Here is a 22,657-nt window from a genome sequence, read left to right as displayed (position 1 = left end):
GAAACCTGGTGAGGCATTATACGCACTCCCTCGTCCCCCATCAGCCGGGAATCATTCGCGCCTCGCCGAGTCCATAGCCCCACCGGCTCGACTTGGCTCTCTTGAGTTCCACCATGACAAGGACAACGACAAGGACGCGCCCATGCTCAAACATCTTCCCGATAACTTCACGGCCGTGATCACCGGCGCTGGCGGCGGCATCGGCCGGGCCATGCTCGAGGCGCTGCTTGAAAGCCCGCGCCTGGGATGCGTGATCGCCGTTTCACGCCAGACGCCTGACCATGACGACCCGCGCCTCACCCACCTGGCACTGGACGTCACCACCGACCAAGGCCTCGACGCGCTGGCGGACCACCTTGCTGGCACCCCCGTGCACCTCGTCTTCAATGCCATCGGCACCCTGCACGACGAACAACGCGGGATCGCCCCCGAGAAGAAACTCGATGAGCTAAGCTTCGCTGCCCTCGAGCATCTCTATCACATCAATGCGGCCACACCGGCGATGCTGCTTCAGGCACTGACGCCGTCGCTCAAGGGCAAGCATCCCACCATCTTCGCCAGCCTTTCGGCGCGGGTCGGCTCAATCGGCGACAACGGCCTCGGCGGCTGGTACGCCTATCGCGCCAGCAAGGCGGCCCACAACATGCTGCTGAAGGGCGCAAGCGTCGAACTCAGGCGTCTCAACAAGCAGGCCATCCTGCTAAGCCTGCACCCGGGGACCACCGATACCGCGCTATCCAAGCCCTTCCAGGCTCGGGTGCCCGAAGGCAAGCTGTTCACTCCTACCTTCGTGGCCGAACGGCTACTCGAGGTAATGGATGCCCGCACCCCCGCCGACAGCGGCAGCTTTTGGGACTGGGCCGGTGAGCCGATCCCCTGGTAAGCGCATTTGCTTGGAGCATCTGCTTACGGACCCTCGATGATCGGCCGGGTGGCTATTACAGCACCAGGTTTTCACGAAACCAGTCGGTGATGAAATCCAGGTAGGCGCGGGTCTTGTCCGGCAGGTACTTTCGGGAGCGAAACAGCACTAGCATGCTGCCATGCTCGTTCCAGTAGGGCTGCAGCAGCGGCACCAGCCGCCCTTCGGCCACCGCCGAACGGGCGGCGAAGGTCGGCAGGTAGGCAAGGCCGAAACCGGCCTTGGCCGCCTCTACCACCCCCAGCAGGTTGTTGATGACAAGCCGTGAGTGGGGCTCGATGTCCAGCGGCTGGCCATTGAGTGAAAAGCGCCAATGCGCGCCCAGGTCATAGTTGCCGTAGAAGATAGTGTCGTGGTCGCGAATGTCCTGGGGATGCACAGGGTCGGTGACCCTCGCCAGATACTCCGGCGCCGCATAGAGGCCATAGACCACCTTGCACAGCGGACGCGAAACCAGACTAGAAGGCGGCAGCGGTCCCATGCGGATGGCCAGATCGACGGCGTCGTCGATGGGCTCGAAGCGCTGATCCTCGAGCAGGATCTCCACCGCGACGTCAGGATAGCGTCGCATGAAGGCGGTAGTCGGCTCTGCCAGATACATGAAGCCGAAACTGACCTGGGCACTGACCTTGAGCTGGCCACGCGGCCTTGCCGTGACCGACTGTACCTGCGCCTCGGCGGCATCCAGCTCCTCGCGGATGCGCAGGCCGTGTTCGTAATAGATCTGCCCCGCTTCGGTGAGGTGCAGCGAGCGGGTCGAACGATGCAGCAGGTTGACCCCCAGCTCATCTTCCAGTGCCGCCACACGCTTGGAAGCCATGGACTTGGAAATCCCCAAGCGACGCGAGGCAGCGGTGAAACTGCCGGCTCTCACCACCTCGACGAAGACCCTGAGTGCATCGAGTACTGCCATCGTCGGCTCCTTAGCGATACGTTCGAGCTAGTGTTTCCAAATTGGAAACACTAGTTTTCGATTGTACCCACTTATTCCGCAAAGGCCGACTCCCTATACTGCTCAGGCGTGTTCAAGGCAGGCCCAAATCACCTCCTTGGCCACGTCAACGTCATCAGGCGCAGGCAATCCCGCCATCGCCTGGATGTCGCCTTCAGTGCATTTCTTTTTTGCGTGACCGGCAAGACCGGCACGCATTTCTTTTTTATCCGCCAGTTATCCGCCAGCCTTTTCCTCTCGGGCACGGCTCCCGCCTTCTACCCTCGACCGAAGACCTCTCATCTCGGGAAGGACTCGCGGCTTTCTTTTACTAGCGACCTGGTAGCAACCTCCTAACTACTTTCAAGCTACCTCCTGGCAACTTTCTAGCCACTTACGGGCAACCCCAGGCCGTGTCACATTGGACTGACGCGCCCACGGGACGCTACTGATCGAACAGATACTCCTGGCGATACTCGATGACGTTGCCAAGCCCATGCGGCGAGCGTGCGACCAAGGGCCCGGTCAGATGCTCGCCGCTTGCGCCGATGCGCGCCTTGACCGCCGGCGGCTGCACGTCGGCCGCCGGCATCGACACGCGAATCAGATAGCGCCCGGCGACCAGCCCGCTGCCCGGGCCCAGCGGCCCGGCGGTGAAAAGGCCGTCACGGGCTTCGGTACGCACCTGCCAGTTGACGCCGCTGGCCTCGCGCTCCAGCACCACCAGCAGTTGGGTCCGGTCCGGCAGGTTGGTGCGCCCCGTCACCTCGAGACGCCGCGCCTTGGTCAGCTGCGTCGTCACGGTCACAGTGACGGGCTCGGTCAACGCTTCCGGCTTTTCAGTTGACGATGTGGACGCCCCTGCTGGCACCGATGATGATGTCTGAGCCTGAGCGGAAGATGTCCCCTTGGTTCCCTCTTCGGACGGCGGAGCCGAGCCTCCTTCGCAACCGACAAGCATCAACAGTGATGCGACACAGAGTACGCCAGGCCGCCAATGCCAAGGCCATGCCCTCTTCAGAGTTATCGTCTTGCTGGCACCATCACGCATGCTTGCCTCTATCGCCCATTTGCTGTGCCTCATTCTGACGCCTGCAGTCCGTCATCGCGAGCATGATAGTTCGCATGGCAGAAAGTAAAACATGGCAGGTGCCAGCCGGATGAGAAAGCCTGCTCCGGCTCGGCGATAGAACATCAGACGCCGGGTAGCTGCTCGGCGCAGTTCATGCAGCGCGTGGTATAAGGCAGCGCCGCTAACCGCTTGTCATCAATGGTGGTGCCACAGCGCTCGCAGCGCTCCCCTTCTCCCGCCTCGACCCGCTCGAGAGCATGCATGACCTGCCTGAGTTCAGCTTCGGCCTCGTTCTCCAGAGAGTCGACCACCTCACTATTCTCAAGCTCGATAGACTGGTCTTCCATATCCTTGTCCAGCGCGCCTTCTGAGCGCTGTTTGCTGGCCTGATAGCGCTCGATACGGGCGATCAGGTCGTTTCGGAGGGCCTCGAGGGCCGCAGTGCGTTGACTCATGTCATTCCCTTCAGCGACCGGCCCGCGGTTGCGCAAGCCTTATGAATAGTCCTAGCACAAGCACCAACGGCACACACAGCCAATCTACTGCCTACAGGCCTGTTATCGCTTCGAACGGCGCCCCCAACTCACTGTCATGCTGCAGTGCCTGACACTATCAGCGAGGTGCACGTTATCTGTTGCCGACCTCTTTCGCCGCCACTGGCCTTTAAAAAAACCTCGGCAAGCCCCATTTCTTTAGCGCGCAAATAGTCATCCACTCTTCATCATTCTGCGCATGCCTTCAGGCATGCTGGAATGCCATCAGGCGACTGCCAGAGGGACTAACCGTGCCGCTATTACGTTTCGATGTGGTCAAAGGGCGCGACGAGAAAGCGCTGAGGACCATGCTGGATACCGCCCATGCGGCCATGCTGGAAGCATTCGAGGTGCCGGCAACGGACCGCTATCAGATCGTGCACCAGCACGAGCCTAACGAACTGATCGTCGAGGACACCGGTCTCGGGTTCAGCAGAAGCGACAACCTGGTGATGATCAGCATCGTCAGCAAACCTAGAACGCAGCACCAGAAAGAACGACTCTACGCTCTACTCGCCGAACGGCTGGAATCCGAGTGCGGTATTTCATCTCAGGACCTGATGGTTTCTATTACCGAGAATGGAGACGCCGACTGGAGCTTTGGCATGGGTGAAGCTCAGTTCCTGACCGGCAAGCTGTAACCACGCTCGAATCATCGCCCTCTCGACACGACCTTTCACAATGGAAGACCTGAGGGCGGCAGTGATAGTGAAGACGATCGTGCCGTCGGGGGCTGGCTCCTTATGGCCACCAGAAAAGGGCTCCGACAGCCTATACAGGCCATGAGGGCAGACCTGGAGCCAATAGTAGCCAAAGCGCTAAGGGTCATGTATCTTCAGCTGAATATCGACAATTTTTGGCCGCTAGGCCACAGGCGAGCAATCAGCGCCGCAACACCTGTCGTCGGTTTCATCACCTCGATGCCCCATGGCCCCATGCGCATATCAGAGCTTTCACTGCCCGATGGTCGCAGCAATGCTCACCTACGTCGTTCACCTACGTAGTGGTCATTAAGGGCACTCGATTGAAGTGACCAAGCCTTGTCCGAGGGAAGCATTGAGACAGGCACACAGGCCAGTGGATTGATGTATTCGCCTGAATGATCGAAGCCACCGACAAGAAAGACTGATTGCTTGTCACGTGCCGCTCAACTTCATTAAAGCTGTTCGCCAAGTTACATCTTGCGAGCAACTTTTTTACAGAACCGAGCATTTAAAAAGTTAACGCATTGTCACAACTGCCATCATCCGATTAAAGGATGGCAACCATATTATTAGGAACAGCACTATCATGATGACTAATCTAAGCGAATTTGAAGAGAGCATGCGTCGCGAGATTGACGCATTCCAAGACAACAGCGAGAAAGAAAAAGCCAAGCGCCAGGCACAAGCCGCCAACAAGACCCCGGCCCCGGATACCAAGCCAAGCCAGACGCAGCGCCCCACCAAGGAACAGGTTGAATCCTACAAGACGGGCCACTTGGTCAAACTCGCCGTGCGTACTAAGCGCCTCGAACTCGATACCATCTTCGAACATCGCTCAAGCAGCATTTCTCGCCTGGAAGCTCAGATGGAAGCGGAAGAAGCCGCCAAGAAGGCGGGCTACCCCATCATTGGCCACCTGGTAGACATTGAGCGCCTCTGATAGGCCAATGCTCCAGACGCAGGGCGGGGCGGTGCTCCAGGTTATGTGCAGAAAGTTTTGTTCGAGAAGTTCAGTGTGAGAAGCTCAGTGCGAAAAGACAGCAACGCTCAACGATTTGATTATCATTAGAGTGCGGCACTAACGTCTAACGTAACTCTTGCAGACCATGCAGTCGTAGGTGCGATTAACGACGCACCGTTTTCATCGTTGAGGTTGAACCCCGCATATATGTGCTCTCGATACACTCATGCCAGATGCCCCCGCAAAAGCACTTACATCACCTAACCCACTTGACCAAATCACTTGGTCTAAGCGCTTTTCTGAGGCTGGATGCCCACTAGAGCGGAGCGCGCGAGTGGCTGCAGCCATCCGCTGTCGATGGCCACATGCACCCGGCAAGCAGTTATGGGAGAATACGCCCCTTTTCAGGGTGCGCTCGTCGCACCGACTCTGACCAAGCCCCTGCCCTTCGGCCCAGGCGAGACACCTGCGAACACGCGGCGTGGCGCCGATCACCGGGCATCACCACGGCACTGCAACGTTATGACTGACCTGGCCAACGCGACCTCGCCACCCGCACCTCTGGATCGCACCTTCTCCGTCGCGCCCATGATGGATTGGACGACTCGCGACTACCGGGCCTTCGCTCGCACGCTGAGCCGTCATGCCCTGCTGTATACCGAGATGGTCACCACCGGCGCCATCCTGCACGGCAGCCCGCGCAAGCGCTTTCTGGGCTATGAGGCCGTCGAACATCCGCTGGCGCTGCAGCTGGGTGGCAGCGATGCCGGCGAGCTCGCCGAGTGCGCGGCGATCGCCGAGGAATGGGGCTATGACGAGGTTAACCTGAACGTTGGTTGCCCCAGCGACCGGGTGCAGAACAATCTCATCGGGGCTTGCCTGATGGGGCATCCAGACAAGGTGGCGTCAGCGGTCAAGGCGATGCAGGCGGCGGTGTCGATCCCGGTGACGGTGAAATGCCGCATCGGCATCGACGATCAGGATGAGGACGCGGATCTCGAGCGCTTCATCGACGAGGTCGCCGCCGCCGGCTGCGAGGTGTTCACCCTGCATGCCCGCAAGGCCTGGCTCGAAGGCCTGTCGCCGAAAGAGAACCGCGACGTGCCGCCGCTCAACTACGGCCGAGTACACCGTTTGAAGCAGCAACGTCCCGAGCTTCACATTGGCATCAACGGCGGCATCGAGACGCTGGATGAGTGCCGAGAACACCTCGAACGGGTCGACAGCGTGATGCTCGGCCGCGAGGCTTACCAGAACCCCTGGCTGCTGGCCGGCGTCGATGAGGCGATTTACGGCAAGCAGGGGCCGGCCACCAGTCGCCACGATGCGGCCCGGGCCTTCCGCCCCTACATCGCCATGCGGCTTGCGGAGGGCGCCAAACTCAACCACATCACCCGCCACCTGTTGGGGCTCTTCCAGGGCTGCCCAGGCGGCCGACGCTTCCGCCGTCACCTCTCTGAAAACGCCCACCGAGACGGCGCCGGCCTCGAGGTCTTCGACGAAGCGCTGTCACTGGTGTCTGAAGAGCGCCTGGCCCAGCCGGCCTGAGAGACTCAAAAGCCCCGAGGGCTATGTCATCAAGGGACTATGATACGAAGAGCCTATGACACGAAGAGGCTATGATACGAAGAGCCTATGACACGAAGAGCCTATGACACGAAGAGGCTATGATACGAAGAGCCTATGACATGCCTTCCGGGGCCGGATCGTAATCCGACTGGAAGGTCTCGACGGCGTTTTCGGCTTCCTCGATGGCATCAAAGCGCGCCACGTGAAAAAGCGCCTCGCCCTCATTGGCGAGCGGCAGGTTACCCATGCCGATGACGATACCATCGGCCGGCGCCAGCACATCTTCTTCCGAGTTGCCGAACGGATCGGCAACCTTGCCCAGCACCTCCCCCTTGGCGACTCGAGTACCAAGGCGCACCTTGGGCCTCAAGATGCCGTCGATCGGCGCCCGCGCCCAGCTCGAGCCATTGGCGACCTCCGCCTGGCGAGGCGTGGCGCGGCGACGGTCATTGGCCAGCATGCCGATCGCGCGCATCACCCGGCGCACGCCACGCACGCCGGGCGCGATCGCCCACTCATCGAAGCGCAGCGCCTCGCCCGCCTCGTAGGTCAGCACCGGCATACCGCGGGACTGCGCATAGTGGCGCAGGCTTCCCTCGCGCAACTCGGCATTGAGGATCACCGGCACGCCGAAGGCCATGGCGATGGCCTCGGTTTCGCTATCCGGTGTCAGCTGAGCGCGGATCTGCGGCAGGTTGGTGCGATGAATGGCACCGGTGTGCAGGTCGATGATATGGGTGGCCTGATCGACGATCTCTTCGCGGAACAGCGCCGCCACTCGCGAGCCCAAAGAACCGGACTCGCTGCCAGGAAAACAGCGGTTGAGGTCGCGACGGTCGGGCAGATAGCGGCTGTGCTGCACGAAGCCGAATACGTTGACGATAGGCACTGCGATCAGCGTGCCACGCAGCCCCTGCAGGCCCTTCGAGCGCAATAGCCGGCGCACGATCTCGACGCCGTTGATCTCGTCGCCGTGGATGGCGCCACAGACCAGCAGTGTGGGGCCGGGCTGGCGGCCGTGCACTACCTCGACGGGGATATGCAGCGGCGCATGGGTGTAGAGCTTGGCCACCGGCACATCGATCTGCGCGCGGGCGCCGGGGGCCACTCTGACACCGGCGAGTTCAAAGGGGGCACGAGCCATGAGCAAAGCTTCCTTGTGGCAATCGAGGCAATCGAGCGAGAACCGTGTGGAGAGTAAGAGTCCAGCGCATCATGCGAACGCGGCCCTGGTCGGGTTCAGCTTTGAAAACAGTGTTTTCTGATGAATGACGTTATACGCCTTCATGACCCTTCTGACGAGCCTGCCGCCGCTTGGCTAAGACGATAGATGCATACATGCATGCATGTAAGTGGGCGCTTATTGCGCTAGAATAGCCCTACATTTACCGTGATGATCAACGCTGTCTTCCTTATGGCCCGAAAGACCAAAGCCGACGCCGAAGCGACCCGCGAGGCACTGCTGGATGCCGCCGAAGATGTCTTCTTCGATAAAGGCGTTGCCCGAACCACCCTCGAGCAGATCGCTCGCCACGCGGGCATGACCCGCGGCGCCGTCTATTGGCATTTCAAGAATAAGGCGGATCTTTTTCACGCCATGAGTGACCGGGTGCATCTGCCCTTCGAGGAGCTGACTCGCGAACTCGAGTCACCGCAGCAAGGACGTACGCCGCTTGATACCATTCGCCTGACGCTGCGGCACGCCTTCATTCGCATTGAACAGCCCCGCCATCGTCGGGTGCTGTCGATCATCCTGCATCGCTGCGAATTCTTCAGCGACATCAACCCGCTGCAGATGCAGCATAAGATGGCTGAGGACTGCTATTGCTCGATGCTGCGCCATTTCGAAATGGCCGAGCAGTCCGGCCAACTGGCCCCCCATATCAATGCCGTCCACGCCGCCCAGCTGATGGAGTACACCATCGGCGGAATGATTCAGGACTGGTTGCGCACGCCCGAGGAATATTCGCTGGCCGAGCGGGGTCGGGTCATTATCGACAGCCTGTTTGATCTGCTGTCGCGTAACGCCCCAGGCGACGCGTCCACGGCACCGGGCGCGCTCCCTTCCTGAGCCGGTCGTAGCTAAGCTTGTCGTCACTTACCGCCTTCCTGCGCGCAATGACGTGTGCGCTCACACCGCTTGTCACTGATTGACCGTAGCCGCGACTGTCGGCCGTGATCCGCAAGGGCAGGCAGCCATTCCTGACTCGCCAGGTTAGCCGTCACACAAAAAAGGCCGCTTCCCCGAGGGGAAGCGGCCTTGTCGTGACGTGATGCGACGCGGTCAGTTGTGCGACTGCTCTAGCGACGCCTCGTCATGGTGCTTGCCACGCTTGTCGGCCAGCCACTGCTGGATGTTGGCGATCATCGCATAGTAGGTTGGCACGAACAGGCTCGCCAACACGGCCACCGAGGCCATGCCCACCGCGACGGTGGTCCCGATGTGATGGCTGCTGGTGTCACTGGCACCGGTAGCGGTGGCCAGCGGCAAGGTGCCGAAGATGAAGGCCAGCGAGGTCATCACGATTGGCCGGAAACGCAGCTCGGACGCGATCATCGCCGCCTCCCGGATCGACTTACCGTGCTCCTTGCGCTGCAGTTCGGCGAATTCGACGATCATGATGGCGTTCTTGGCGGCAAGGCCGACCACTACCAGCATGCCGATCTCGACATAAATGCTGATATCCAGCCCGCGCAGCACGATACCGCCGATGGCGCCCAGGAAGGCAAAGGGCACCGCTGTAATCACCGCCAGCGGCAGGGACCAGCTTTCGTACTGGGCCGCCAGGATCAGCAGAATCATGATGATACCGAACACGACAGCGAGGGTAGCCGCGCTGCCGGCGTTGGTTTCCTGATAGGCCGTACCGGTCCAGCCCATGCCCCAACCGTCGCCGAGGGTGTCCTGAACCACCTCCTGCATGGCCTGGACCGCCTGACCGGAGCTATAGCCCGTTGCCGGACCGCCCTGGAACTGCGCCGCTGGATAGACGTTGAAGCGGGTCATCACCGAGGCCGTCGACTGACGCTCCAGGGTCACGAACGCGGAAAGCGGAATACGCTTGCCATCACCGCCACGCACGAAGATCTGATCCAAAGCGTCCGGCGTCTGACGGAATTCCGATTCGTTCTGCATGTAGACCTGGAAGTTGCGGCTACGATACGAGAAGTAGTTCACGAAGCCACTGCCCAGCGTATTCGACAGGGTGGTGTAGAGATCATCCAGCGACACGCCATAGCTCAGCGCCTTCTCACGATCGATATCGGCGCGATAGGACGGCACATTGGCGTTGTAGGTGGTGAACACCCGGTTGAGTTCGGGGCGTTGATTGGCCGCCTGCATCACCTTCATCGAGGCCTGGTAGAGCTCGTTGGCATCCGCGCCATCATAGGACTGCAGATAGCCGGTAAAGCCGCCGGTGGTCGACAGCCCGATGATCGGCGGCAGGTTGAAGGCCATGGTCTTGCCGCCATCGATACTGCCGCCGAACTTCATGATCTGCCCGATCAACTGCGTGGCACTGATGTCGCGCTCGGCCCAGGGCTCCATGGCGATGAACATGATGCCGCGGGCGCTGTTGACGGCGCTGGACAGCATGTCGTAACCCGCCACCGCGGCCACGTAACGCACCGCGGGCACCGCTTCGATCTTATCGCTGAGCTCGGCCATGTAGTCTTGGGTCCGCTGAAGCGAGGCAGCCTCGGGCAGCGACACGCTGGCCAGCACCATGCCCTGGTCGGTCTCCGGTACCAGCGAGGTCGGAGTCCGCTCATAAAGGGCGTAGGAACCCACGCAGGTAGCGATCCCTAGCGCCAGCGCCAACACCCAGCGCTTGATCAGCAAGTCCACCAGCCAAAGGTAAGCCCGGGTAACAGCGGCGAAGGCGCGATCGAAAGCCCGCAGCGGTGCGGTCAGGCCTCTGACGAGCTTGGAGCGCGGATGACGAGACTTGTGGCGCACGAAGATCGCGCACATCGCCGGGGTGAATGTCAGCGCCACCACCGCCGAGATCGCCACCGACACCGCGATGGTCAAGGCGAACTGCTGATAGATCTGCCCGGTGAAGCCACCGAGGAAGGCCACCGGCACGAATACCGCCGCCATGATCAGCGAGGTGGCGATAACCGGGCCACCGACCTCCTTCATCGCCCGACTCGATGCGGCCAGGATCTTGATGTTGGGATCTTCTTCGAGAATACGCTCGACGTTCTCCACCACCAGGATGGCATCATCGACCACGATGCCTATCGCCAGTACCAGCGCGAACAGCGACAGCAGGTTGATCGAGAAGCCAAACAGGTAAAGCCCAGCAAAGGTGCCCACCACCGAGACCGGTACTACCGACAGAGCGATGGCGGTGGTCCGCCAGTTCTGCAGGAAAATCAGCACGATCGCAGCGACGATCAGGAACGCCTCGATGAAGGTGTGCTCCACGGTGGTCACCGAGGCATCGATGAACAGCGTGGTGTCGTAGGGCACTTCATAGTCGAGCCCCGGCGGGAAGCGCTCCTTGAGACGGTCCATGGTGGCGACCACCTGCTTGGCCGTTTCCAGGGCATTGGCGCCGGGCTGCTGGTTGATCATGATCGGCGTCATGGTGCCGCCGTTCAGACGCGCATCAATATTGTAGGAGGATGCCCCCAGTTCGATGCGCGCGACGTCATCCAGGCGCAGCGCCGAGCCGTCCGGATTGGTACGCAGGATGATGTCGCGAAACTGATCGGCGTTGCTCATACGGCCGGGGGCGGTAATGGTATAGCTATAGGCCCGTGACTCGCCCTGCGGCGTCTTGGCCAGGCCCCCTGCCGCTACCTCGGTATTCTGCGAACTGACCGCATCGGCCACCTCGGCCGGGGTCATGTCGTACTCGGCCAGCTTGTCCGGGTTGAGCCAGATGCGCATCGCGAACTCGCCACCCCCCAGCACCTCGGCGCTGCCCACGCCAGGCACCTGGCGCAGCTCGTCGAGGAGGTTGAGGGTCGCGTAGTTCTGCATGTAGATCTTGCCGTAGTCGTTCTGCGGCGAGGTCAGGCCCAGCACCATCAGGATGCTGCTGGAGCTAAGTTCGACCGTCACCCCTTGCGCCTGTACCGACTCGGGCAGCTGCGACAACGTCTGCTGAACGCGGTTGTTGACGTTGATGGTGTTGGTATCGCCGTCCGAGCCGATGGCAAAGGCGATGCTCATGGAGAGCGAGCCGTTATCGGCAGTGGTCGAGTTCATGTAGAGCATGTCCTCGACGCCATTGATCGCCTCGGCAAGCGGGGCGGCCACGGTCTGCGATACCGTGTCGGCATCGGCGCCCGGGTAGGTGGCCTTGACCGAGACCGTCGGCGGCACCACGCTCGGATACTGCTCGATGGGCAGCACACGAAGCGCCATGATGCCCACCAGGGCAATGATCACCGAGAGCACGGTGGCAAACACCGGCCGCCGGATGAAGAAATCGGAAAACGTCATGGATCAGCTCCCGCTTGCTGCGTCGCCGTCGAAGGGCTGGGGTTCGATCGTGGTGCCGGGCTGGATACCGCCCGGGTCGCTGGCCAGCACTCGCTCACCGGTTTCCAGACCGCTATTGATGATCAGCCAGTGGCCGGCGGTTTCACCGAGTTCGACGGTGCGCGCACGGGCCTTGTTGTCGTCATCCAGCACGAACACCTGCGGGCCCATCAGCCCCTCGGTCACGGCAATCTCAGGAACCGCCAGCACGTCATAGCGCTTGAGGCCGGCAAGCGAGATACGCACGAACTGACCCGGCAGGAAGCTGCCCTCAGGGTTGTCGAACATCGCCCGCGCCTCCACGGTGCTGGTGCTCTCGCTGACCCGGCTACCCAGGAAGTCGAGCTTGCCGTCAAGGCTTTGCGCGGCATTGCCCTGCTCGGCGGGACGCGACAGAGTGGCGCCGATCGGCGCTTCCTTGTCGTCACGCTGACGGCGCAGCGCCAGGGCATCCGTCTGGGGCAGTTGGAAGCGCACCTCGAGAGGGTCCAGCGGGGTGATGGTGGCAAGCTCCGTGCCGGGATCCACCAGGTTGCCCACGTTGATCTCGCTCAGGCTTATCGCTCCGCTCACCGGCGCCTCGACGTCGGTGTAATTGAGATCGATGCGCGCACTGTCCAGCGCGGCTTCGTTCTGCGCCACGGTGGCGCGTGCCACCTGCAGATCCGCCAGGGCATCGTCGTAATCCTGACGGCTCACCGAGTTCTGGTTCAGCAGGCGCTGGTAGCGGTCGGCGTCGCGCTGGGCGCGCTCCCGCTCGGCCTTGGCACTCTTGAGGTCGGCTTCGGCGCTACGCACCGACGCCTGATAGGTGGCCGGCTCGATGGTATAGAGGCTGTCGCCCTTCTCGACCCGGTCGCCGGGCTCGAACTGACGCGCCTCCAGAAGACCGCTGACCCGCGCCACGACGGTGACCTCGTTCTCGCTGCTGAGCAGCGAGGGATAGGACTTGTCGAGCGCGATATCACGACGCTCGACGCTCATGACCTGGCCGGGCGTCGCAGGTGCCGCCTGGTCACTGCCCGCTGCCTGCGCCTGGCCGCCCGACTCGCTGCCGCAGCCGGCCATGAGACCGGCAAGCCCCAGGCCGAGCAGCGCCAGTCGCCAAGGGCGCATCGCGTTTGCGTTGTTCTGCATGTCTGTCTCCCGCTCGAATGATGAAATCAATGCGTGGCTTGTCCACCACCGTCGATGCCCGATATTAAACATCCATACATGTACGGATATTGACGATGCGAAACGGGCCTGAATGCAGACTCAGGTCCGGGGCAATGGGGGTATGACGGTGGGTGGCTAGCGTGTAAATGACCAGTTCTTGTCACTGGTTCTTATGGACTGGCTCTTGACTCACCCGTCGTGCAATACGCGCCAGCGAAGGGGTCACTGGTGGGTGACAAGGGCGGATGGCCAGCCCGACAAGAAACCGCCGCCCGACGGGGCGGCGGTCATGGCTCAGGCGTCGGGTTGCGGACGCTCGCCGATATCCCTCATGGAATCGTAGGAGCCGCCGCCGTCCTCGCTGACTTCCAGCAGCACGGCCTGATCGGCGCTGAGCTGAGCATTCAGCTCGCGAATCACCTCGACATCCAGGGTGCCGGCCTGCTGGCGCAGCTCGAGCTTGTCGAGCACATAGTCATAGCGCGCCTCGGCCAGGTTGGAGATAGCGTCATAGAGGTTCTGTTCGGCCGCCAGGACATCGACGATGTTGCGGGTACCGACCTCATAGCCCGAACGGGTCGCGTCCAGAGCGCTGCGGTTGGAGACCACCGCCTGACGGCGCGCCTCCACGGTGGCGACATCGTTGCGCACCTGGGTGTAAAGCGAGCGTACCTGCTGGATGGTCAAGCGGCGCTGCGCCTCGGCATCATACTGACTGGCCGCCAGTGTGTAGGTGCTTTGGCGAATCTGGGCGCTGGTCGAGCCGCCGGTATACAGCGGCAGGCTCGCGCGCACGCCGAGCTGACTGGATGAATCATGGCCCTCGACCTGATCGCGATCGCTGTCGGCATAGTTGTAGGCAGCAAAGGCCTCTACCACCGGCAGACGAGCTGCCTTGGAGATATCGACGCTTGAGCGTGAGACGTCGACTGCCGCCATGGCGCTTTTCAGCAGCGGACTTTCCTCGAGGGCCATATCGACCCATGCATCACGTTCAGCAGGCGTCGGCAGCTCGACCGGCAGGTCTTCGGTGAGGCTCTGGATGCTCTGGTAACGCTTGCCGGTCAGGCGTTCGAGTTCCTCGAAGCTGACCTCCAGATCGCTCTGGGCGGTGATGCGCTCGGCCCGGGCCTGGTCGAAGCTGGCGCGGGCCTCCTCGACGTCGGTGATCGCGATCAGGCCGACCTCGAACTGCTCACGGGCCTGCTCCAGCTGGCGCGAGATCGCGCGTTCCTGAGCCCGACGGGCTGCGAGGATGTCATTGGCACGCAGGATCTCGAAATACGCGGTCGACGCATCGAACAACAGCTGCTGCTCGCTGGCAATCAACGACAGTCTCTCCTGATCGATCTGGTTCTCGGCCTGATCGACTTCCCGTGCATTGGCCGCGTCATACAGGGCCTGGCTGGCATCGAGGGCCAGGCTGCCACTGTTGTAGTCATCATCCGCGCTCTGGCTGACGCCCGCACCCGATATGGTCGACTGCTGGCTGTCGTAGGTGCGGTTATTCGCCAACTCGGCAGAGGCATTGATCTGCGGCAGCAGGTCACCACCGGCCACGTCACGGCTTTCCTGGGTGCTTTTCAGGCTGGCTCGCGCTGAGGCAAGGCTGGCATCGTTTTCCAGGGCATCGCTTGCGATACCCAGCAGGTCAGCGCCCTGAGCCTGACTTGCAAGAGCAATGGACATCGCCAGGGGCAGCATGATGGCCCGCCGAGTCAGGCGCCTGCCGGATGCAGAGAGATCAGTGATGAGCGGCATGAGCTTTCCTTGGTCAAGGGAAGATGGAGGCAGATATAGCATAGGGGGAAGCGCTATCACTCGTCCCCCCTCTCCGTCGCCAGACATCATGCCAGAAACGACGGTTCACGCTTATGTCAATTGGCGAGCATTATAGCTACATGCGTGTATGTATACTAGCAGGCTAATGATTATTCCTTTTTTCGACCATGATTGAGCCTGCCTATCAATATCCGGCCTCCTGCTGGAAAACGGCGCCTCGACGGGCTCATGAACGGGCTCATGAGCCTCAAGCCGCTCTCCAGGACGCCCCAGGCGACGTCAGCTATCCATCTCACTCACCATCATGGCGTCTGCCTCTCGATGTTGTAGTCTATGCTGCATGGCAACATAACGCCCCGCAAGCCGACGCGTCTTTGCCGGCTGCAACGCAGGGCACGGCATGACTCTTCGCCACATACCTCTACACCACATACCTCTGCCCCCACGTCAAAAGGTAGCACTATGGATCGCCTGGAACTGGTCAAGGTCAGGGCACTGCAGATCGCGGTGCGCATCTGGAATCCCGATGCCCCACGCACGCTGATAGCCTGGCACGGGCTGGCCCGTCACGGCGGCGATTTTGCGGCCCTGGCGCGCGAGCTGGGCCCCGAGTGGCGCGTACTGGCCCCTGACACGCCGGGACGCGGCCTGTCCAGCTGGTCGCTCTACCCCGCCCATGACTATCTGTATGAGCACTACCAGCAAGTCGCCGTGGCCCTGCTCGACCACTTCGAGCTTGAGCGGGTGCCTTGGGTAGGCACTTCGATGGGCGGGCTGCTGGGCATGCTGCTCGCCGCCGAGCCCACCACCGCCTCGCGCATCGAGTGCCTGGTGCTCAACGATGTCGGCCCCGAGCTGGACCCGGACGGCCTGTCGAGTCTCGCGACCTACTTCGGCGCCATGCATCGCTTCGTCCACTTCGGCGACCTGGAAGCCGAACTGCGCGAACACTACGCGGGTTTTGGCATCGACAGCGACGCTGCCTGGCGACAGCTGGCGCTGGACAGCGCTCGGCGCCTGCCGGACGGCAGTTGGACCTACCATTACGATCCGCGCATTGGCGAGCAATTCATCCATGACACGCCACGCGACACCTGGGCCGACTGGCGCGCCATTCAATGCCCGCTGATGGTGATTCGCGGCGCAAGCTCGCCGCTGCTTGCCCACGAGAGCATCGAGCGCATGCGACAGGAGCAGCCGGCGCTTGTCAGTCTGGAAGTGCCGGGCTGCGGCCACGCGCCGATGCTCGATCGCCCCAGCCAGGTCGCCCCCCTCGCCGACTTCCTGCGCCACACCGGGGGCACCAGGGCACCATCAGAGCGGCATTGGTGGCAGCGCAGTCGCGACTGGCTAAAGCGCAGGATAAGCAAATGAAACCAAGCGTTAAGAGGGTCAACACCCGGTTCTTCTGCGGCCATGCCACGTTTGGAACTACTTTCGCCGCCCCCTAGTCCTACTCAACGCGTGCCAGGGCCCCCTCCACGGCGCCCCGGTAGCTGCCACCGAACATCAGCAGATGATTCAGCAGCGGATAAAGCTGGAACAGGGCTTCCCGCCTCGGCCAATCGCCGGGGCGGTTTCCGTTCCAGTAGGCCTCGAAGAAGGCCGCCGAGGGCGAACCAAACAGCGTCAGCATGGCCAGGTCCACCTCCGGGTAATGGGCATACACCGCCGGGTCGATAAGCGCCGGGCCGCGGTCGGTATGCATCACGTTGCCAGACCACAGATCGCCATGAACGAGGCTTGCCGGGGCGTCGGACAGCCAGTCGTCGAGCCGCTCGGCCACGTCTTCCAGTCGTGCTCTCAGTCGCTGATCGAGCAGCCCATGCTCATGGCAGGCGGTCGCCAGGGGCTTCAAACGGCGCTCGCGCTGGAAGGCGCGGCCGTCATCGAGCCAGGCATTGGGCTGGGGCGTTTGGCCACAGGCGTTGTCCCGCGGCCAGCCGTGGGCCTCGCGGGTCACACCGTGCAGTATCCGCAGTCCCTCGCCCAGATCGGCCTCGCTGGCGGCCGTGCGCGGCGCAACGTTAAGCGACTCCATCAGCAGCCAGGGCCCCTCCTGCCCCAGCACCTTGGGCACCCGCAGCGAACTCCCTGCCAAGGCATCATGCAGGGCACTGAGCCCCTCGGCCTCGCCGGCCAGGCGCTGCGGATCGTCACGTTTGACCACTATCGCGCCCTGGCGGGTCTCGAGGCTCGCCACCTCGGCGATATCACCGCCGCTGAGGGGCGATAGAGCCCCGCTCGGCTCGAGATCCAGACGTTCCAGCATCGCGGTCAGTTGATCGTCCATGCTCATCTCCAGCCAGGTGAATGATGTCTCCATCAATGCTGTATACGCACAGACACAAAAATACCGCCTCCCGGGGGAGGCGGTACAGGGGGCACGACGGGATGGTGTCGGGCTAGCCAGGAGCAGGTCGCTCGAAGAACCCTGAAACTCATGCCACCGCGCAGGCAGGCATCAGTTCAGGCATCGTCGCCTTACTCCGGGATCAGGACCGTGTCGATCACATGGATGACGCCGTTACTGGCCATTACATCGGCGGCGGTCACGGTGGCATCATTGATCATCACCTGGCCATCCATGGTGGTGATGGTCAGATCCTGTCCTTGAACGGTGGTAGCGGAGCTGGCGGCCATGGCGTCTTCCGCCATAATCTTGCCGGGTACCACATGGTAGGTCAGCACGGCTTGCAGCTGATCCTTGTTTTCCGGCATCAGCAGGGTGTCGAGAGTGCCTTCCGGCAAGGCAGCGAAGGCTTCGTCGGTGGGGGCGAATACCGTGAACGGTCCCTCTCCCTTGAGAGTGTCAACAAGGTCAGCGGCCTTTACCGCGGCCACGAGAGTGTCGAACTGACCGGCTTCGATGGCAGTGTCGACGATGTCGGCCTGGGCCATACCATGATCATCCGCCTGTACCGTACCGGCGAGCATCATGCCAACCAGACCGATGCCCATCCACTGGGGTGCTGCGACTGCGATGGCTTTCATGGAACTTACTCCTGTAGGACGTACCTGAGGAAAGACGTTGACCTTGAGCGCTTACCGCTTCACTCAAGTAGTCACCCGAGGCGGCCTTCGAGACGCGAGAGGGTCGCGCCAGCCCTGTACCACACAACCTATTTGTACAAAGGCTGGACAATTAGTTCCGATCGCACAAGTTTTTTTTGTCATTCCCCCATCCATCAGGGAGAGAACCATGTACAAGCTCGCCTTCTTCGCCCCCACCGAGGCGGCCGAAACCGTGAAAGAGGCCGTCTTCTCAAGCGGTGCCGGACGCATCGGTGACTACGAAGCCTGCTGCTTTCAGACGTCGGGCATCGGCCAGTTCCGCCCGCTGAGCGGAGCCGACCCGCATATCGGTCGCGTCGGCGATCTTTCTCTTGTCGAAGAGGTAAAGATAGAGCTGGTGTGCCAGGACGCGCTGATTCGCGACGCCGTGGCGGCCCTCAAGAAGGCCCACCCCTATGAGGAGCCGGCCTATGAGGTATGGAGACTGGAAAACTTTTAACGGCGTTTGGGGTGGGGGCCCACTAGCGTTCCTCGTCGAGAAACACCTTGAACGCCTGCCACAGCGGGCTGCGATAGCGCTCGGGGTGCCACACCAGCGAAAAAGACCGCACCAGCGACAGCGGCGTCGAGAGCGCCACCAGCTCACCGCGGTCGAGCTCGCCCACCACGCTGAGCCGTGACAGGCAGCCGAGCCCCAGCCCCGCCTTCACCGCCTGCTTGATGGCCTCGTGCTGGCCAAGCTCCATGCGCACCTGCAGGCGGTGCGAAGGAGCCGCCTGCAGCACCGGTGCCATGGCCGCCTCGAAGACTTCACGGGTGCCGGAGCCCTGCTCACGAAGAATCCATCGGGCCTCGGCCAGCGCCTCGCCATCGAGGCCTTGCCGCGCGGCCAGCGAGTGACGGGGGCTGGCCACCACCAGCAGTTGATCATCGCACCAGGTCTCGCTGGCAAGCCCGGGTTCGTGGCACTGCCCCTCGATCAGGCCAAGGTCCGCATCGAAGCGCAACAGATCCGTCATTACCTCACCGCTGTTGCGCAGCCTCAGGCGCAGGTCAGCGCCGGGATGACGCTCACCGAAGACACCCGCCAGGGGCGGCAGCAGATAGGTGCCGATGGTGGCGCTGGCCGACACCGTCAAGGTACCGCGCAGCGCTCCCTCAGGCTCCCGGGCCGAGGCAACGAACTCCTGCATGCCATCGAGCAGCCGCTCGGCCTGGGGCAGCAGGTGACGCCCACTATCATTGAGGCGCAGACGGCGACCCAGCCGATCGAAGAGTGCAACGTCGAGCGCCCGCTCCAGATCGGACAGCGCCTGACTGGTCGCCGACTGGGAGAGGCTCAGCTGCCGCGCCGCGGCACTCACCGTGCCGCGGCGAGCCACTGTCACGAAGACCTGAAGCTGTCGAAAACTGACCGGGGGCGTCATATCGGCTCTACCGAAAAGGGATATCGTTATTAAACGATAACCTTTCGATCTATCCTCGCCTAGCCTTGTCGCATCACGTTTCAAGGAGACACGACTCATGTGGCAAGGCTTGATGGTCTGCATCGCACTCACCGCCGCCGGGGTCGGCTTGGGCCAACTCCCCCTGCTCGCCGACAACGGCGTGAGCCCCTTGGTGGTAGCGCTGCTGCTGGGCATTGTGATCGGCAACCTGCCCGTCTCCCGGCGGCTCACCGACACCGCCGCCGGGCTTAAATTCGCCACCCGCTGGCTGCTGCGCACAGGCATCGTGCTGTTCGGCCTCTCGCTGACCCTGCAGCAGATCATGGCCCTGGGCCCCAAGGTGCTGCTGCTGGATATCCTGATCATCAGCTGCGTGCTGGTCAGCGGCTACTTCATCGGCACCCGGCTGCTGGGGATGGACCGGGAAACGACCCTGCTGACCAGCGCCGGCAGCGCCATCTGCGGTGCCGCCGCGGTGCTGGCCACCGAGTCCACCATTCGCGCCCGCCCCGCCGCAACCTCCATGGCAGTCGCCACGGTGGTGCTGTTCGGTTCGCTTGCCATGCTGGTCTACCCGCTGCTGTATCCATTGATGGGAATGGATGAGGGGCTGTTCGGCGTCTATATCGGTGCCACCGTGCATGAGGTCGCCCAGGTGGTCGCCGCCGGCGAGGCGGTAGGGCCCGAGGCACTCGTCAATGCAGTGATCGTCAAGCTGGTACGGGTGATGCTGCTGGTGCCCTTCCTGCTGATCGTCGGCCAATGGTGGCTTGCCCGCGGCGACGGCGCCGCCGAGGTCGGCACCAAGGGCGGCCTGGTGATCCCCTGGTTCGCCTTCGGCTTCATGGCCATGGTGGTGTTCAACAGCTTCATCACCCTGCCCGCGTTCCTGCATGACGGCCTGGTACTCGCCGGCCAGCTGTCGCTGACCATGGCCATGGCGGCGCTGGGCTACGAGACCCGACTCGAGCGGCTACGCTCGCTGGGCATGCGCCCCTTCATCCTGGCGCTGATCCTGTTCGCGCTGCTGCTCGGCGGGGGCGGCCTGGCGAGCCAGTGGTTGATGGGCTGATCCGCCGTCGCTCGGACGCCATACCACCGACACGCGAAGACGCCGCACCCCTTGGGGTGCGGCGTCGTCTTGCTCAGGCACTGACCAGCGAGCGAGGCTTATTCTTAGATACTGAGTCTTAGAAACTGAGTCTTAGATACGTAGTTTTCAGAAATTAGTCTTCGAAGCTCATCTTCGGCGCCGGTGCATCGGGCAGCAGGGCGGCACAGGCGCGGACCTTCTCCATCAGCGCCGCATGAGTCGGCGCCACCAGATTGACGTGACCAAGCTTACGCCCGGCCCGCTCGCTCTTGCCGTAGCGATGCAGGTGGGCGTCCTCGATGGCAAGAATCTCGGCGGGGTCGCCCTCGCGACCGATCACATTGACCATGCAAGTCGGCGCCCGAGCCGCGGTATCGCCAAGCGGCAGGCCCTGAATGGCGCGCAGATGGTTCTCGAACTGGCTGGTCGCCGCGCCGTCCTGGCTCCAGTGGCCAGAGTTGTGGACCCGGGGCGCCATTTCGTTGGCCATCAGGCGACCGTCGCGGGTCTGAAACAGCTCAAGCGTCAGCACCCCGACATAGTCCAGCTCATCGAGCAGCGCGCGAATGTAGTCGTCGGCGGTCTGCTGAACGCTGTCGTCAAGATCCGGCAGCGGAGCCACCGAGTAACGCAGGATGCCATCGACATGCTGGTTCTCGGCCATCGGATAGAAGACCACCTGACCGTCGCGACCGCGCACGGCGATGATCGATACCTCGCGCACGAAGTCGACGAAGGCTTCGACGATCAGCCGCGAATGGTTGATCGAGGCCCAGGCGTCCTTGGCCTGGTCCGGCGACTTGAGCACCGCCTGACCCTTGCCGTCATAGCCCTCGGTGACCGACTTGGCGACCACCGGCGTGCCAAGTTCGCGAGCAGCGGCCTCGAGCTCTTCGGCACTCTCGACCAAACGATAGGCGGGGGTGGGGATATTCAGGCGATCGAACAGCGCCTTTTCTTCGGCCCGGTTCTGGCAGACGCGAATCGCCTCGCTAGAAGGATAGACCGGCTTGTGCGCCTCAATGGCCTGCACCAGTGACACCGGCAGGTGCTCGAACTCGTAGGTGACCAGATCGACCTTGGCGAGGAATTCCTCGAGCTGGCGCTGCTGCGCCTGCGGATCGAGGATCATCACCTCGCCGATACCGGCGCTCGGGTTGCCCGTGGTGTCCAGGAACACGAAGCGGTTGGCCAGCGGATAGCCCGCCAGCGCCAGCATGCGACCCAGCTGGCCGGCTCCCAGCACGCCGACGGCGGTTCCGGTCGCGTTGTTCGCAGCATCGTTCGCAGCATCACTCATGACAGTTTCTCCTCACTCGGTCCGGGGATCGGGATTATCCAGCACCTTCTGGGTCTGCTCGGCACGGAAGGCCTCGACGGCCTCGCGCACCTTGGCATCCTGCAGGCCAACGATCTGCGCGGCCAGCAGGCCGGCGTTGGTGGCGCCGGGCTTGCCGATGGCCAGGGTGCCCACGGCGATGCCGCCAGGCATCTGAGCAATCGACAGCAGCGAATCCAGCCCCTTGAGCGACTTCGACTCCACCGGCACGCCGAGTACCGGCAGCGGCGTCTGGGAGGCCACCATGCCGGGCAGGTGGGCAGCCCCGCCGGCACCGGCAATGATCACCGAGAGGCCGCGCTCAGAAGCGCTCTTGGCGTAGTCGAAGAGCAGATCCGGCGTACGGTGGGCAGACACCACCTTGGTCTCGTAGGCCACGCCGAGTTTCTCGAGCATCGCCACCGCGTGCTCCATGACCGGCCAGTCCGACTTGGATCCCATGATCACGCCAACGCGTGGTGGCTCGTTCGACGGCTGCATCGCCTTGCTCCTGATGGTTGGGCTGCACGATCTGAGGACGCCGCACAGCGGGGCGAGGAGACGGCCCGACACAACCCGGTCCAGCCGCCTGAAAACCGCGCAGCATACCGCCTCGCGGGCGTTGGGGGAAGTCTCTTGGTCGCTTAGCGT

At 62.6% G+C, this 22,657-nt stretch carries 21 protein-coding genes; 8 read left to right on the top strand and 13 right to left on the bottom strand.

What is annotated here, in order from left to right:
- Window positions 1-142 precede the first annotated feature (142 nt).
- Window positions 143-883, top strand: a complete 741-nt coding sequence (locus Q2K57_RS10955; RefSeq protein ID WP_112055499.1) for an SDR family NAD(P)-dependent oxidoreductase — start codon at window positions 143-145, stop codon at window positions 881-883.
- A 55-nt stretch (window positions 884-938) separates the two neighbouring features.
- Here the strand turns inward: Q2K57_RS10955 and Q2K57_RS10950 are convergent, their stop codons facing one another.
- The 4 genes from Q2K57_RS10950 to Q2K57_RS10935 all read right to left on the bottom strand — a co-directional run bounded on the left by Q2K57_RS10950 (window position 939) and on the right by Q2K57_RS10935 (window position 3,380).
- A complete protein-coding gene (locus Q2K57_RS10950) occupies window positions 939-1,835 on the bottom strand; it encodes a LysR family transcriptional regulator (protein WP_112055500.1) in 897 nt (298 codons plus the stop codon).
- A 102-nt stretch (window positions 1,836-1,937) separates the two neighbouring features.
- Window positions 1,938-2,072, bottom strand: a complete 135-nt coding sequence (locus Q2K57_RS10945) for a hypothetical protein (RefSeq protein ID WP_258396483.1) — start codon at window positions 2,070-2,072, stop codon at window positions 1,938-1,940.
- Between the two features lie 226 nt (window positions 2,073-2,298).
- Window positions 2,299-2,661 (bottom strand): hypothetical protein, encoded by a 363-nt coding sequence (locus tag Q2K57_RS10940; protein ID WP_146742489.1) that lies wholly within the window; start codon window positions 2,659-2,661, stop codon window positions 2,299-2,301.
- A 386-nt stretch (window positions 2,662-3,047) separates the two neighbouring features.
- Window positions 3,048-3,380 (bottom strand): TraR/DksA C4-type zinc finger protein, encoded by a 333-nt coding sequence (locus tag Q2K57_RS10935; protein WP_112055502.1) that lies wholly within the window; start codon window positions 3,378-3,380, stop codon window positions 3,048-3,050.
- A 329-nt stretch (window positions 3,381-3,709) separates the two neighbouring features.
- Here Q2K57_RS10935 and Q2K57_RS10930 point away from each other — a divergent pair, with 329 nt between their 5' ends.
- From Q2K57_RS10930 to dusA, 3 genes are all read left to right on the top strand, one after another.
- Window positions 3,710-4,099 carry a tautomerase family protein gene (locus tag Q2K57_RS10930; RefSeq protein ID WP_112055503.1) on the top strand — a complete coding sequence of 130 codons (390 nt, stop codon included), beginning with the start codon at window positions 3,710-3,712 and terminating at the stop codon, window positions 4,097-4,099.
- A gap of 649 nt (window positions 4,100-4,748) precedes the next feature.
- Window positions 4,749-5,102 carry a hypothetical protein gene (locus Q2K57_RS10925; protein WP_304525060.1) on the top strand — a complete coding sequence of 118 codons (354 nt, stop codon included), beginning with the start codon at window positions 4,749-4,751 and terminating at the stop codon, window positions 5,100-5,102.
- Window positions 5,103-5,645: 543 nt separating this feature from the next.
- Complete coding sequence (gene dusA, locus Q2K57_RS10920) at window positions 5,646-6,671, top strand: tRNA dihydrouridine(20/20a) synthase DusA (RefSeq protein ID WP_304525059.1); 1,026 nt, start codon at window positions 5,646-5,648, stop codon at window positions 6,669-6,671.
- 133 nt (window positions 6,672-6,804) lie between these two features.
- Here dusA and Q2K57_RS10915 read toward each other — a convergent pair whose 3' ends face one another.
- A complete protein-coding gene (locus Q2K57_RS10915; protein WP_112055506.1) occupies window positions 6,805-7,836 on the bottom strand; it encodes a succinylglutamate desuccinylase/aspartoacylase family protein in 1,032 nt (343 codons plus the stop codon).
- 270 nt (window positions 7,837-8,106) lie between these two features.
- On the opposite strand from Q2K57_RS10915, the gene Q2K57_RS10910 reads away from it, so the two are divergent.
- Entirely contained in the window at window positions 8,107-8,763 is a 657-nt protein-coding gene (locus tag Q2K57_RS10910; RefSeq protein WP_112055507.1) for a TetR family transcriptional regulator, read from the top strand.
- 213 nt (window positions 8,764-8,976) lie between these two features.
- Here the strand turns inward: Q2K57_RS10910 and Q2K57_RS10905 are convergent, their stop codons facing one another.
- From Q2K57_RS10905 to Q2K57_RS10895, 3 genes are all read right to left on the bottom strand, one after another.
- Window positions 8,977-12,153 (bottom strand): efflux RND transporter permease subunit, encoded by a 3,177-nt coding sequence (locus Q2K57_RS10905; RefSeq protein WP_304525058.1) that lies wholly within the window; start codon window positions 12,151-12,153, stop codon window positions 8,977-8,979.
- A 3-nt stretch (window positions 12,154-12,156) separates the two neighbouring features.
- A complete protein-coding gene (locus Q2K57_RS10900; RefSeq protein WP_304525057.1) occupies window positions 12,157-13,329 on the bottom strand; it encodes an efflux RND transporter periplasmic adaptor subunit in 1,173 nt (390 codons plus the stop codon).
- Between the two features lie 315 nt (window positions 13,330-13,644).
- Window positions 13,645-15,111: a TolC family outer membrane protein gene (locus Q2K57_RS10895; RefSeq protein ID WP_112055509.1), complete on the bottom strand. Its 1,467-nt coding sequence runs from the start codon at window positions 15,109-15,111 to the stop codon at window positions 13,645-13,647.
- 483 nt (window positions 15,112-15,594) lie between these two features.
- Here Q2K57_RS10895 and Q2K57_RS10890 point away from each other — a divergent pair, with 483 nt between their 5' ends.
- Window positions 15,595-16,506: an alpha/beta fold hydrolase gene (locus Q2K57_RS10890; RefSeq protein WP_304525056.1), complete on the top strand. Its 912-nt coding sequence runs from the start codon at window positions 15,595-15,597 to the stop codon at window positions 16,504-16,506.
- 79 nt (window positions 16,507-16,585) lie between these two features.
- Here the strand turns inward: Q2K57_RS10890 and Q2K57_RS10885 are convergent, their stop codons facing one another.
- Window positions 16,586-17,425, bottom strand: a complete 840-nt coding sequence (locus tag Q2K57_RS10885) for a fructosamine kinase family protein (protein WP_304525055.1) — start codon at window positions 17,423-17,425, stop codon at window positions 16,586-16,588.
- A gap of 191 nt (window positions 17,426-17,616) precedes the next feature.
- Complete coding sequence (locus Q2K57_RS10880; protein WP_304525054.1) at window positions 17,617-18,126, bottom strand: fasciclin domain-containing protein; 510 nt, start codon at window positions 18,124-18,126, stop codon at window positions 17,617-17,619.
- Between the two features lie 208 nt (window positions 18,127-18,334).
- On the opposite strand from Q2K57_RS10880, the gene Q2K57_RS10875 reads away from it, so the two are divergent.
- A complete protein-coding gene (locus Q2K57_RS10875; protein ID WP_112055512.1) occupies window positions 18,335-18,646 on the top strand; it encodes an NGG1p interacting factor NIF3 in 312 nt (103 codons plus the stop codon).
- A 22-nt stretch (window positions 18,647-18,668) separates the two neighbouring features.
- Here Q2K57_RS10875 and Q2K57_RS10870 read toward each other — a convergent pair whose 3' ends face one another.
- Window positions 18,669-19,574, bottom strand: coding sequence for a LysR substrate-binding domain-containing protein (locus tag Q2K57_RS10870; protein ID WP_304525053.1), 906 nt, complete (start codon window positions 19,572-19,574; stop codon window positions 18,669-18,671).
- A gap of 97 nt (window positions 19,575-19,671) precedes the next feature.
- Here Q2K57_RS10870 and Q2K57_RS10865 point away from each other — a divergent pair, with 97 nt between their 5' ends.
- On the top strand, window positions 19,672-20,667 hold the full coding sequence (locus Q2K57_RS10865) for a YeiH family protein (protein ID WP_304525052.1): 996 nt from the start codon (window positions 19,672-19,674) through the stop codon (window positions 20,665-20,667).
- Between the two features lie 154 nt (window positions 20,668-20,821).
- Here the strand turns inward: Q2K57_RS10865 and Q2K57_RS10860 are convergent, their stop codons facing one another.
- Both Q2K57_RS10860 and purE read right to left on the bottom strand, forming a co-directional pair.
- Window positions 20,822-21,988 (bottom strand): 5-(carboxyamino)imidazole ribonucleotide synthase, encoded by a 1,167-nt coding sequence (locus Q2K57_RS10860; protein WP_304525051.1) that lies wholly within the window; start codon window positions 21,986-21,988, stop codon window positions 20,822-20,824.
- Window positions 21,989-22,000: 12 nt separating this feature from the next.
- Window positions 22,001-22,507 (bottom strand): 5-(carboxyamino)imidazole ribonucleotide mutase, encoded by a 507-nt coding sequence (gene purE, locus Q2K57_RS10855; RefSeq protein WP_304525050.1) that lies wholly within the window; start codon window positions 22,505-22,507, stop codon window positions 22,001-22,003.
- Window positions 22,508-22,657: the final 150 nt, after the last annotated feature.

The organism is Halomonas sp. I5-271120 (assembly GCF_030553075.1).
GTDB classification, from domain to species: Bacteria; Pseudomonadota; Gammaproteobacteria; order Pseudomonadales; family Halomonadaceae; genus Onishia; species Onishia taeanensis_A.
The sequence above is the reverse complement of the archived record's forward strand: the minus strand, read 5'-3'. Positions and strand labels throughout refer to the sequence as shown.

Bases quoted from the DNA above. Each gene is read 5' to 3' on its own strand.
- Q2K57_RS10880 (WP_304525054.1), bottom strand. From the start codon at position 18,126: ATGAAAGCCATCGCAGTCGCAGCACCCCAGTGGATGGGCATCGGTCTG.
- dusA (WP_304525059.1), top strand. From the start codon at position 5,646: ATGACTGACCTGGCCAACGCGACCTCGCCACCCGCACCTCTGGATCGC.
- Q2K57_RS10945 (WP_258396483.1), bottom strand. From the start codon at position 2,072: ATGCGTGCCGGTCTTGCCGGTCACGCAAAAAAGAAATGCACTGAAGGC.
- purE (WP_304525050.1), bottom strand. From the start codon at position 22,507: ATGCAGCCGTCGAACGAGCCACCACGCGTTGGCGTGATCATGGGATCC.
- Q2K57_RS10875 (WP_112055512.1), top strand. From the start codon at position 18,335: ATGTACAAGCTCGCCTTCTTCGCCCCCACCGAGGCGGCCGAAACCGTG.
- Q2K57_RS10890 (WP_304525056.1), top strand. From the start codon at position 15,595: ATGGATCGCCTGGAACTGGTCAAGGTCAGGGCACTGCAGATCGCGGTG.
- Q2K57_RS10865 (WP_304525052.1), top strand. From the start codon at position 19,672: ATGTGGCAAGGCTTGATGGTCTGCATCGCACTCACCGCCGCCGGGGTC.
- Q2K57_RS10925 (WP_304525060.1), top strand. From the start codon at position 4,749: ATGATGACTAATCTAAGCGAATTTGAAGAGAGCATGCGTCGCGAGATT.
- Q2K57_RS10885 (WP_304525055.1), bottom strand. From the start codon at position 17,425: ATGGACGATCAACTGACCGCGATGCTGGAACGTCTGGATCTCGAGCCG.
- Q2K57_RS10900 (WP_304525057.1), bottom strand. From the start codon at position 13,329: ATGCAGAACAACGCAAACGCGATGCGCCCTTGGCGACTGGCGCTGCTC.
- Q2K57_RS10870 (WP_304525053.1), bottom strand. From the start codon at position 19,574: ATGACGCCCCCGGTCAGTTTTCGACAGCTTCAGGTCTTCGTGACAGTG.
- Q2K57_RS10910 (WP_112055507.1), top strand. From the start codon at position 8,107: ATGGCCCGAAAGACCAAAGCCGACGCCGAAGCGACCCGCGAGGCACTG.
- Q2K57_RS10895 (WP_112055509.1), bottom strand. From the start codon at position 15,111: ATGCCGCTCATCACTGATCTCTCTGCATCCGGCAGGCGCCTGACTCGG.
- Q2K57_RS10915 (WP_112055506.1), bottom strand. From the start codon at position 7,836: ATGGCTCGTGCCCCCTTTGAACTCGCCGGTGTCAGAGTGGCCCCCGGC.
- Q2K57_RS10935 (WP_112055502.1), bottom strand. From the start codon at position 3,380: ATGAGTCAACGCACTGCGGCCCTCGAGGCCCTCCGAAACGACCTGATC.
- Q2K57_RS10860 (WP_304525051.1), bottom strand. From the start codon at position 21,988: ATGAGTGATGCTGCGAACGATGCTGCGAACAACGCGACCGGAACCGCC.
- Q2K57_RS10950 (WP_112055500.1), bottom strand. From the start codon at position 1,835: ATGGCAGTACTCGATGCACTCAGGGTCTTCGTCGAGGTGGTGAGAGCC.
- Q2K57_RS10905 (WP_304525058.1), bottom strand. From the start codon at position 12,153: ATGACGTTTTCCGATTTCTTCATCCGGCGGCCGGTGTTTGCCACCGTG.
- Q2K57_RS10955 (WP_112055499.1), top strand. From the start codon at position 143: ATGCTCAAACATCTTCCCGATAACTTCACGGCCGTGATCACCGGCGCT.